The sequence below is a fragment of the bacterium genome (assembly GCA_021372615.1).
In the GTDB taxonomy this organism is placed as follows: domain Bacteria; phylum Armatimonadota; class Zipacnadia; order Zipacnadales; family UBA11051; genus JAJFUB01.
The window spans coordinates 20,564-31,780 of record JAJFUB010000044.1; the positions used below are offsets into that span (position 1 = coordinate 20,564).

Below are 11,217 nucleotides of genomic sequence, written 5' to 3' on the forward strand. Positions count from 1 at the left end.
CCGGAAGTCGGCCCCAGCCGTCTCTTTCTGCGCGCCCCCGCGTGCGGGACACGTGTACGTGGCGCGGCTCCTCTCCGAACACCCGCTGTGGGACCAGGTGCGTCGCCTTGATCAGGAGATCGCCTCCCTACGCCAGCCGGCCAACGCGCCCGTCGCGCCGCCGCTCTTCCTGGAGCTGGGGGAGCTGTTCCTGCCGGGACCCGAGCCTCCGCGGTTCCCTGTGGACCGGTTCGAGGCGGAGCGCCGCCGCTGGCAACTGACGCTCCTCCCTGACCGACCTGCCGAAACGCCCGAGTTGGCCCCCGACCTTGCCGCCGAGTTGGCCCGCGAGCGACGCACGGCCGAGTTGCGGGCCCGCCGTGAACTGGCTGAGGCCACCTCGCGCGAACAGGAGCGGGTGGCCGAGAAGCGCGCGGAGGCGGTTCGCGCGCGCCAGGAAGCTCTCAACAACGCCGGGCTGGACCTCACCGCCCGGGGGCGCGAGGCGATCGCCGCCGCCCAGCGCACCCGCGAGGTGCTGTGGGCGGAGATCGAGCAGGAGACCAGCCAGGCGCAGGCCCAGGCGCAGGCGCGTCTGGCCGAGGTCCGGCAGCGCATCGCGGCCGAGACGGAGCAGCACCTCGCCTCCGCTACCGCGGACGCCCGGGCCCGGATGCAAAAAAGGACTGAGACTGCGGCAAAAAGTGGAAGCGAAACGCGAAATCGCATGTCTAAGACTGTGGCGCCCCCAGAGCCATTGGAGATGGTGCAGGGGGCTGCGTGGCGGCCGACCGACGTCTCCGGCGGGCAGCTGCAGCCCACAGTCGAGCCGATGCTGTCCGCGGATCGTCGTACGCGTGAGGCCCAGGCAGCGCGCCTGTCGGTTGGCAGAGCGCAGTTGCTGCAGCAGGCGTACGACGGCGTTGCCCGCGCAGTGCTGCGCATCGGGGGGACGCACAACTGGGACCTTCAACTGCCGCCGGACGGACCCGCGGCTGGCAGTGACATGACCGAACAGGTCAGGCCGGAACTGCGACGGATGTTCCACCCGGAACGGTCGCAGTAGGAGGAGTGACTTTCTTGATCGGCATCGCCATACCGCTATCGAGACTCGCGTCGCTGATCGACGGCCAAGTCGAGGGCGATGAGGTGACCATCACGGGCGTCAACACCGTGGAGGGCGCCGCGGACGGTCAGATCACGTTCGTGGATCGGCCGGAGTTGCTGCCGGTGGGCGAGCGGTCTGGCGCGGCCGCGCTCATCGTGTCACCCCAGGCTCGCACCTCGGCCAAGCCGATAATCGTGACCGAGGATCCCCGCCTGGCCTTCAGTAAGGTACTGGAGATCTTCGCGCCCGAGCGGCGGGTCTACGAGGGCATCCACCCCACCGCCGTGCTGGGTGCGAACACTCACGTCGGCGCCCGGGTCAGTGTCGGCGCTCATGCGGTCATCGGGGACAACGTGCGCCTGGACGACGACGCGGTCATCCATCCCCTGGCCTACGTCGGACACGACGTGCAGATCGGCGCCAATTCCGTCATCCACCCGCAGACCTATATCGGCGAGCGCGTGACCATCGGCAAGAACTGCATCATCCACGCCGGGGCAGCCATCGGCTGCGACGGCTTCGGCTATCTCCAGCAGGCCACAGGCCACCGCAAGATCCCGCAGATCGGGACCGTCATCATCGAGGACGAGGTCGAGGTCGGCTCCAATTCCACCATTGACCGCGCCACAGTGGCGGCCACGATCATCGGCGCCGGCACGAAGATTGACGACAGCGTCCACATCGCCCACAACTGCGTGATCGGCAAGCATTGTCTGTTCGCGGGGCAAGTGGGCATCGCCGGCAGCACCGACATCGGCGACTTCGTCGTGATGGGCGGCCAGGCCGGGATCAACGACCACATCAGTATCTGCAGCCAGGCTGTCATCGGCGCTCAGGCCGGCGTCTTCGGGCACATCACCGAGCCCGGGGTCTACTCCGGCTACGCCGCCGGGCCACACAGCCACCAACTGCGCATCCTGGCCGCGACGCACAAGCTGCCCGAGTTGCTCAAGACCGTGCGCGACCTCCAGCGCCGCATCGCGGAGCTCGAGGCCGAGCGCCAGAGCTAGCAAGCGCTCTCCTGAGCCGTGGGCTCCCCCGCCGGCGCCGGCTCGGGAACCACGGCTTTTGCGCGTCTTGGGGGGCGGGGGCGCCGGAATGCGCGGAGGATTCTTCGACCATCCTGTTGAAGTACACAGCCGTGCCTGCCGCACCCAGCCAACCTGTGTCACAGAGGTGTCTTTTGGTGAAGCTCGTCCCGGGGAGGCGCCCCCTGCCTCCCCTTTGTTACTGGTGGGCGTTGGCCGCGCTCGCCTGTGCTGCCTGGCCGTCGGCTGCCTCGGCAGCGCACTTTCTGCACTTCCAAGCCGTGTCACGCGCGCAGAGCGTCGAGCTGGTCGCCGGTGGCAAGGCCCTGCTCCGCCTGCGCCCCGGCATGGCCATCAACGGCGGCGCAGCCTCCCTGGCGGACAAGCTGAACCGCCTTGCCTTCGCGGGCCTCAAGCCCTCCAAGATCTCCGTGCGTACCACCTCGGCTGGCGTGCAGATCATGGCGGCCGGAATGCCGCTGGTGACGGTGGACAAGGCGACGGCGCAGCTCGCGAGCTCGACGCCTGCGGGCCTCGCGGCCTCGTGGGCGACGAGCCTCAAGGAGGCGCTCGTCGCCCCCTACGTGGTGCTTGAGCCTCGCGCGCGGCTGCAGGTGCCCCTCGGTGAGACGCGGGCAGTGCGCTGGGGGGGCACCGCGACGGTGGATCTGACCTTCACTGCCGCGGATCCCGCCGTGGCGGGGGTCCAGCTCGATGGCAAGGGCGAGTCGCTCCTGGTGCAGGGCTTGGGCCTGGGCAGCACCGCCCTGACGGCCAGCATGCCTGGTGACAGCCTGCAGCTTACGGTAGAAGTGAAGGCCTGGGCGGTGCGCCTCGCGGGCTCCGCCGTGGCCGAGGTCACCTCTCCCCCCCTCCCCGCCGACGACCTGCGGCGGACGCTGCGCAACGCGGTGCTGAGTGTGGCCCAGCCCGCACCAGGCGCGTCACTGCAGTTGGGCGAGCCGCACGGCGGCGGCGGGCGCTACGAAGTGCCCGTCAAGGCCGCCGGCCAGGACTGCTTCGAGGTCAGCCTCAGTGTGCCGGTGAGCCTCAAAGTCTCCAGCGTGTCCATGCCGACGCTCCACCAGTTGCTGGTCAGCAACCTGCCGGAGAAGATCACTGAGCCGGCGACGCTCCTGCGCGAGCGACTCCTGGGCCGGGCCCCCGTGCGCCTACTGTGGCACCATGTCAACAAGGCCGGCCGGCCGCTACGCTTCGTCACGAGGCTGGTGAACCTGGGCAACACGACGGCGCGCGTGCACCTGACCGAGTCCGCCAGCGGGCCGCACGATGACGAGATCTTCGTGGGCCACCAGGCGATGATGCGCTTCCTGGCCCTCGTGACGCAGGGCGAGGGCTATGTGCTCCGACTCCCGCCCGGCCGCATGCTGGACCTGTACGACGTGCGGCTCCCCGCCTCCGGGATCGTCAGCGGCCTGGCCCGCATTACTCCGCTGGAGGGCGACAACCTGCTGCTGGAAGTGCTCGCCGAGGACGCCTGGCCGACCGACGCGTACTTCCCCGTCGTGCCCGATCGTCTGCGCGACGACCCGCCGCTGACGCCGTATGCTTACGAGGCGGCCAAGGAAGTCTCCATGGCGTACGAGGCGGGCGGGGGCTGGGCCTTCTACTCCATCGGCAAGGACTTCAGCACGAACCTGCAGGGGCAGAAGCTATACGGGGACTACGGGGTCCGCTACACCATCGAGATCAAGTGCAAGAACCCAACGGCCCAGGCGGCGCGCTGCCTGATCACACTGCGGGCGGGAGGCGGGGTGGCGCGCGCTTCGTACTTCCTGCGCGGCGATCTGACGGAGACGGGGCTACTACGGCCCGGCCTGGAGGAGACCATAGACCGGTTTGAACTGGCGCCAGGCGAGGAGCGCACCCTCCGGCTCATCACGATGCCGGAGTCCGGCTCCAACTACCCGATCACACTGACGGTACGCGGGCCGCAGGCTAGGGAGTAACCTCCAGCGAGAGCACGCGGCCGGTCACCATGCCTCGGCGGTCCTTGGCTTCGCAGACGATCTCCATGCGGCCGGGCTTGTTGGGGGCGGTGACGGTGGCGGTGAACAGCTTCTGCAGCCTCAGCGTCTGCGGCTGCCCGTTGACTGTGACGGCCGCCCCGGGCTCGGCCACACCGGAGACCTCGAGGCTGCTGCCTGCCCTGACCTTCGTTCCAGCGGGGGGCTCCTTGACCACCAGATACGGGCCGGTGACTTCCGCGTTGCGCTGCCAGAGGTCCTGCTCCTGGGCGTTCAGCGGGGCGATGCCGCCGGCGGCGCTCATCTGCCCGGCGGGCAGCTCCTGCTGGTCCTCACTCTCGGTCAGAGCGACCTTCCCCTCCTTCACCGACACGAGCGTCTTGCCGTCCTGTCCGACTTCTACCGAGAAGATCGTGCCGCGCACGCCGGCGGTGGCCGTCGGGGTGATGATCTCGAACTTCGACTTCTGCGAGAGCACCTTGAGGATGCGGATCCACACGCGGCCGAGGTCGAGCTTGAAGAGGGCGGTATCGGCCTTCGTCGCCGCGTTGTAATGGTTCTTGAGGACGGTGACCAGGGAGTTGGGGCCGATGCGCATGCGGGTGTCATCCACCCAGTGTAGATCGAGCTGCGACTTCTCACCCGTCTTGAGCACGTCACCGGCGGCGACGCGCGCCCGGTCAGCGAGGGGCACGAAGTCGCCCTCGCCGTGCTGGCGCAGCCACACGATCCCCTGTACGTTCTCCACCGCCGCTACCCGTTGCAGAATCAGGAGAGATTGCGTTATAAGTACTCCGACCACCATCAGGACTGCCGCGGTGGACAACAGCAACACAGCCGCCTTGCGCATGGACGCACCTCAGAGAGCATGGTCGGCACGCTCAGGAGCCAGAGCCGGCCCGCAGGGGGCCGCCCGGGCTTGCTCGTAAGAGTCATACCCGTCGTGTCGGAACGTCAAACGAAGCGGGGACGTCCCAAGGTTCGTTGCCCCGCTACGCGGAACCTGCAAGCAGCGCCGCACACGGAGAGGACATGGGCCACAACGGCGGCAGTGGGCAATTCCAGCGTTTGAGCCTCCTGGGAGTGACGGCCTGGTGCCTGTTCGTGATGGGGCTGTACTTCTGGCCTGCCGGCACGCTGCTCGACCGCTTTGAGTGGCGCACGGTAGACTGGCGCTTCCAGCTTCGCGGCCCTCTTGCCCCGAACCAGACCGACCACAAGATCACCATCGTCGCCGTGGATGAAGACAGCATCCGTGCCCTGGGGCGCTGGCCCTGGCCCCGGAAGACCTTCGCACGGCTCGTGGACAAGATCAACCGTGCGCGGCCCGAGCGCATCGTCTTTGATGTCTTCTTCACCGAGCACGACACCTCGGCCGACGGTCCCGCCTCGGACGCCGAACTGGTGCGGGCGACCCGCGCGGGCGGCAACGTGTATCACGCCGGGTTCATCTACCACCCGGCCTCCGGCTCGGGCCCCACAGTGCCCCCTGACGTGGCGGCTCTGGCCTGGAATGACGCGCAGGTCAAGCGCGGCAGCGGGCTGGCGGTGGTGGCCCAGCTCATCGCGCCGGAGGCGGTCACGCTGCCCCTCCCCGACATCGCTCGCGCGGCGCGCGGCTTCGGCGTGGCGAATGTCCTCGACAGCGGCGACGGCATCTACCGCCACCTCGTGCCGTTGATCACCTACCAGGGCAAGGTCTACCCGTCGGTTGCTCTGGCGCTGACGGCCGATCTGCTGCAGGTGAAGCCAGCCGACGTCGTCATGACCCCGGGCCGCGGGATTAGCCTGGGTGGCCAACGTCACCTCCCCCTGGACATGCACGGACGTCTGCTCATTGACTTCATCGGGCCGGACCACACCTTCGAGTATGTCAGCGTCGCCGACGTGCTGAAGCGGTCGGACGAGGCCAACCGGGAGGCGTTCCGCAACGGGATCGTGCTCATCGGCGTGACGGCCCCGGGCATCTACGATCTGCGCGCCAGCCCGTTCGCCACGGTCTATAACGGTGTCGAGGCCGAGGCCAGCGCCATCGAGGCGATGCTCGCCAACCGCTTCATCCGGCAACCCTCGCCGCTGCTGACGGCGCTGCTGTTGGCAGGGCTCATCGTCCTGTTCGGCATGCTCCTGCCCCGCCTGCGGACGGCGGCGATGACGCCGCTGGCGTTGGCCGTCCTGGTAGCCTACCCCTGGGTCGGCATCGTCCTGTTCACGCGGCACCGTGTGCTCGTGGACATCGTGAACCCCACGCTGGCGATGCTGGGCAGCCTCCTCATCATTGTCGTGCTGCGTCTGCTCATCGAGGAGAAGCGACGGCACCAGGTCCAGACCATCTTGCGCTACTTCGTGCCCCCGCAACTGGTCGGGCGGCTGGTGGAACAGGAAGCCCAGATGACATTGCGGGGCGAGCGGCGCGACACCAGTGTGCTCTTCGCCGACCTGCGTCATTTCACGGCCACTGCCGAGGCCCTTGCCCCGGAGGACACCGTTGCCTTCCTGAACCGCTATTTCGGGCTTATGCACGAGGTGATCTGGGAGCACGAGGGAACCCTGGACAAGTATATGGGCGACGAAATCATGGTGTTCTACAACGCGCCCGTGGCCCAGCCCGACCACGCGCGGCGCGCCGTGATGACCGCCATAGACATGCAGCGGCGCATCAGCGCCAACCAGGCCGAGTGGGAGTACCTCCAGGTCCCCGACGTGTCGGCCGGCATCGGCATCGCCACCGGCCAGGCGGTGGTAGGCTACGTCGGGTCGGAGGTGGGCTCCGGAACTGCCCGCATGCAGTACACGGTCATCGGGCAGACGGTCAATCTGGCCTCGCGCCTGCAGGCCCTGTGCAAGGCGCTGGGCTGCCGCATTCTCATCAGCGATGGCACGTATCAGGCAGTCGCCGAGATGATCGAGGCCCAGGACCTGGGACTGGTGCCTATTCCGGGCTTCCAGCAGGCGGTGCGCGTCTGGCACGTGCTGGACTACAAGCAGGAAGCGCTGCGGGGGCAATGGGGGCCAGTGGGGACGCCAATTGCCGTGCCGACGCATGCACAGACGGAGCATGATGCTGTATAATGGTCGCGCCTGGGGAGCAGGGGGGCTAGTCCCTTCTCCCGCGTGCTGAAGCCAGTATCTCTCTTTCCTGCGCTCTGTTCCTGTCGTTGGAGGCCGTCGTGGAGTTCGAGCTGCGCGACAAGATTGACGGGCAGTACTGTGTCACCGAGAAGCACGTCGGTGGGATGGGCATTGTCTACATCGTGCTGGACGAGTTCTCCCAGCGTCGCTTCGCCGTCAAGACGCTGAAGGAGGCGCTGCTCGAGGACCGCGCGGCCGTCAGCCGCTTCTCGGCCGAGGCCCGCACGTGGATGAACCTCGGCCGCCACGAGAACATCGTCGAGGCCATCATCTACCGCGAGATCGAGGGCCAGCCGTTCCTCTTCCTCGAGTACGTCGAGGGCACCAACCTCCAGTCGCTCATCGAGACCGAACATCGGCTCTTCCCGCCCCAGGCCGTGCTCTTCATGCAGCAGGCCTGCGCGGGCATGATCTTCGTGCACCGCGCGCGGGTCGGCCCTGCCCAGGAAGGCGTAGTCCACCGCGACCTCAAGCCCGCCAACCTCATGCTCACCCGCGAGGCTGTCGTCAAGATCACCGACTTCGGCCTGGCGAAAGCCCAGGGCATGTCGGGCGAGCACAGCGACGTGGGCGTTGGCCTGGGCACGTACCTGTACATGCCGCCTGAGCAGCTCCTGGACGCCTCCTCGGCCGACCGCACGTCGGACGTCTATGCCTTCGGCGCTGCCTTCTACACGGCCCTCACGGGGCGTCCGCCGCACCACGGGCAGAACGTGGCCCAGCTCGTGCGTAGCATCATGAACCAGGAGCCGGCCCGGCCCAGCCAGCTTACAGGTGGCATCCCGGCAGACCTGGACGAGCTGATCATGCGCTGCCTGGCCAAGCAGCGGAGCGACCGCTTCCAGAGCTTCGAGGAGATCGAGGCGGCGTTGCGAGGCGTCCAGGAGCTGGTCGCCGCAGCGCATTCGGGCCGCAAGGACGTGTGGCGCTGCCGGGCGTGTGCCTATCTGACCACCCGCCCCCTCGCCACCTGCCCGATCTGCGCCAACACCTTCGAGCACACGGGCTACCCACCCGAGACGCCTAGCACCGAGGACGCCGCCCCTGCCCCCGCGCTCGAGACCGCTGCCGAGGAAGCATCCCCCGAAGAGGAAGCGGTGCAGGTGCTGCTGCAGACCGCCCGCTCGTGGAGCGACCGAGGGGACCTGCAACGGGCCGTGAACGTGCTCCGCCAGGCCCAGGCCCTCGCGCCCGGCCATGTCGCGGCCCGGCAGGCTCTCGACGAGGCCGTGGTGGAGCTGGCGCGGCGCAAGCCCCGTGCCTCGGGCCGCAGCTATAACTGGCCGATGTTCCGCGGCAACATCACGCGCACCGGCTACACGCCGGAGGTTGTCGTCCCGCCCTTGCAGCGCCGCTGGCAGTACCGCGTCGGCGAGTGGATCCTCGCCTCTCCGGTGGTCGCCAATGGCGTCGTCTACAGCGCGGGCCACGAGAACCGGCCGGCGCAGCAGGGCCGTCTCGTCGCGCTGACCGCGGAGCGCGGCGAGCTGATTTGGGAGCATGACACGCCCCACGATATCCTGCTCACGCCCGCCATCCTGGGTGGCAACCTGCTCATCGTCGCCAGCCACAACTGGGTCGCTGCCCTCGATCCACGCACCGGCAGGTCGGTATGGGACTTCATCGCGGGGGCGCCGATCACGTGCAGCCCGGCGGCCTGGCAGAACGCCGTCTACTTCGGCACCGAAGACGGCACCATGGTCGCGCTGCACGCCCAGAGCGGCCAGCGCATGTGGATGTTCCGGGCTGAGATGGGCATCTACTCCTCCCCGCTGATCTGGGAGGGACGCATCCACTTCGGCTCGGGCGACAACCGCCTCTACGCGCTGAACCAGACGGACGGGCGGCTCGCGTGGGAGTTCATGAGTGCCGGTGAGATCAGCTCGACTCCGCTGTTCCATCGCGGGCGCGTGTATGTCGGCTCCGCCGATCAGCGGCTGTACTGCCTGGACTACCAGTCAGGGCGGCGGGTGTGGGAGTTCGCCACTGCCGGGCCCATCCATGGGTCCCCGGCCGCCTGGCAGGATCTCGTGTACATCGGGTCGCGCGACCGCAACCTCTATGCGCTCGCCGCGGATTCCGGCGCCCGGCGCTGGCACTTCACCGCCGGCGACTGGGTGGACTCCTCCCCCGCCGTCAGCGGCCGCACCGTCTACTTCGGCTCCCACGACGGCAAGCTCAACGCAGTCGAGGCCGAGATGGGGGTGCTCATGTGGGAGTATCCTACCGGTGGGGAGATCGCGACCTCGCCGGCCATCTCCGGCAGCAAGCTGTTCGTCGGCGCCAATGACGGCAATCTCTACTGCTTCCGCGCCACGTAGGGCCGCTGCTCTGTACCGGCGTGCCTGTTCCCCGCCGCTTTCTCAGGAGGACTGACATGTCTCTGCTCGTGCGTTGGGCCACACGCTGGGACCGCAAGGCCATTGCCGCCATGGTGGGGGAACTCGCGCGCCAGCACGGCGTCGAACCCGACGAAAGCCGCCTCGGCACCGCCTTTGAGTACGCCCTGGCCCACCCGAGCCAGGTTCGCTACGCCGTCGCACAGCAGGGCGACGAGGTCGTCGGCACCGTCGTGCTCTGCGACGCCTACAGCACCTGGCAGGCTGCCCCCTACGGCACCATTGAGGACTTCTATGTCGTGCCCGAGGCCCGCGGGCAGGGCGTCGGTACCGAACTCCTTGAGCTGATGGTCCAGGAAGCACGGAAACGCGGGTACTGCCGCGTCGAACTGCAGGTGCAGGAGGACAACGATTCCGCCTGGAAGTTCTACGAGTCACGGGGGCTCCACTTCACGGGGCACCTGGTCTATGCCCGCGACCTGCGGGAGGATGAACAGGAGGCGTAGCATGTCGCGTATGTTCGCTGTCTGTGGTTTGCTGTTGTGCGGGCCGCTGATGGCCGCCAGCTACTTCGCCGCGGCCCGGAACGTGGAGTGCGAGGGCGGTCAGGCTACCCTTGCGAGGACCTGGCGCTGCCTGCTGGAGCAGGGCTTCGAGTCCATGCCCCAGACCTGGGAAGTCAAGAACTACGAAGGCAACCTGAAGCTTGAGACCGTCAACCAGGCCCACGGTGGCGCCGCGGCCCTGTGGCTCACCCATGTCAAGCAGGTAGATACCGCCTGGGAGCTGATTGCACCCCCAGTCTCGGTCGAGGGCCTCACGACCGTGCGCCTGCGCCTGTGGCTGCGCACCAACCGCAGCCTCACCAACACGACCCCCCACAAGGACAGCTACTTCTCGTGCGTGGAGTTCCGCCAGGCCGATGGGGCCGTAGTCGGCAGCATCCCCATTTCGTGGGGCGGCCTGAATGAAACCTGGCACGTGATCGAAGCCACAGGCCCGGTGCCTGCCGACGCTGCGGTCGCCGTGGTGCGCATGGGGTGGGACAGCCCGAACATCGGGCCGGGCGAGTATGTCGCCATAGACGATCTGCAACTGCTTGGCCAGGGCAGGCAGCCGACCTTCGAGAGCGAGGGCGAGTGGACTTCCGGACCGGTCGCGATCCACGGGGCGACTGCCGTGACGGTGGACTGGCAGGCCAACACCCCGGCGCAGACGTCGATCCGCGTTCGCCTCGAAGGACAGGCGAGGGGGGGCAGTACGTGGCAGCCCATCGGGACGCCGCTGGTCAAGAGCGGACAGAAGCTGCCGCTCCCGGCGGACGTGGCGCAGGTGCGCTACGTCGTCGGGTTGAGCACTGCGGCCCCGGCCCTCTCCCCCACTGTCCGCAGTGTCACCCTCACCGCCGGCAAGCAGATCGTGCGGCAGGACCAGTTCCAGGGCGTGGACGTGGCAGCGCCGCAGTTGGCTGACTACGGACCCACTCGCGTCGCGACGTCTCCCGCTGCCCTGCGCTTCCGACTGGATGACGCCGGGGTCGGTGTGGCCGCAGAGAGCCTGCGCACCTGGCTCGACGGCGCCCCTGTGACGTTCGCCCTGCAGGGCGATGGCAGCTACAGCTACCGGCCGCCGCAGCCCCTCGC

8 protein-coding genes are annotated in these 11,217 nt (G+C 68.2%); 7 read left to right on the forward strand and 1 reads right to left on the reverse strand.

What is annotated here, in order from left to right:
* The first annotated feature begins 97 nt into the window (after positions 1–97).
* The 3 genes from LLH23_07395 (at position 98) to LLH23_07405 (ending at position 4,085) form a co-directional block, all read left to right on the forward strand.
* Positions 98–1,045, forward strand: a complete 948-nt coding sequence (locus LLH23_07395) for a hypothetical protein (GenBank protein ID MCE5238303.1) — start codon at positions 98–100, stop codon at positions 1,043–1,045.
* A gap of 5 nt (positions 1,046–1,050) precedes the next feature.
* A complete protein-coding gene (gene lpxD / locus LLH23_07400) occupies positions 1,051–2,097 on the forward strand; it encodes a UDP-3-O-(3-hydroxymyristoyl)glucosamine N-acyltransferase (protein ID MCE5238304.1) in 1,047 nt (348 codons plus the stop codon).
* Positions 2,098–2,396: 299 nt separating this feature from the next.
* On the forward strand, positions 2,397–4,085 hold the full coding sequence (locus LLH23_07405) for a hypothetical protein (protein ID MCE5238305.1): 1,689 nt from the start codon (positions 2,397–2,399) through the stop codon (positions 4,083–4,085).
* Here the strand turns inward: LLH23_07405 and LLH23_07410 are convergent.
* Entirely contained in the window at positions 4,075–4,953 is an 879-nt protein-coding gene (locus tag LLH23_07410; GenBank protein MCE5238306.1) for a FecR family protein, read from the reverse strand. The genes LLH23_07405 and LLH23_07410 overlap by 11 nt on opposite strands.
* Positions 4,954–5,135: 182 nt before the next feature.
* Between LLH23_07410 and LLH23_07415 the strand changes: the two genes are divergently transcribed.
* The 4 genes from LLH23_07415 to LLH23_07430 all read left to right on the forward strand — a co-directional run.
* Positions 5,136–7,175, forward strand: a complete 2,040-nt coding sequence (locus LLH23_07415; GenBank protein ID MCE5238307.1) for an adenylate/guanylate cyclase domain-containing protein — start codon at positions 5,136–5,138, stop codon at positions 7,173–7,175.
* 98 nt (positions 7,176–7,273) lie between these two features.
* Positions 7,274–9,556 (forward strand): serine/threonine-protein kinase, encoded by a 2,283-nt coding sequence (locus LLH23_07420; protein MCE5238308.1) that lies wholly within the window; start codon positions 7,274–7,276, stop codon positions 9,554–9,556.
* A 56-nt stretch (positions 9,557–9,612) separates the two neighbouring features.
* On the forward strand, positions 9,613–10,080 hold the full coding sequence (locus LLH23_07425) for a GNAT family N-acetyltransferase (GenBank protein ID MCE5238309.1): 468 nt from the start codon (positions 9,613–9,615) through the stop codon (positions 10,078–10,080).
* A gap of 1 nt (position 10,081) precedes the next feature.
* A partial coding sequence (locus tag LLH23_07430) for a hypothetical protein (protein ID MCE5238310.1) occupies positions 10,082–11,217 on the forward strand: 1,136 nt, incomplete at its 3' end.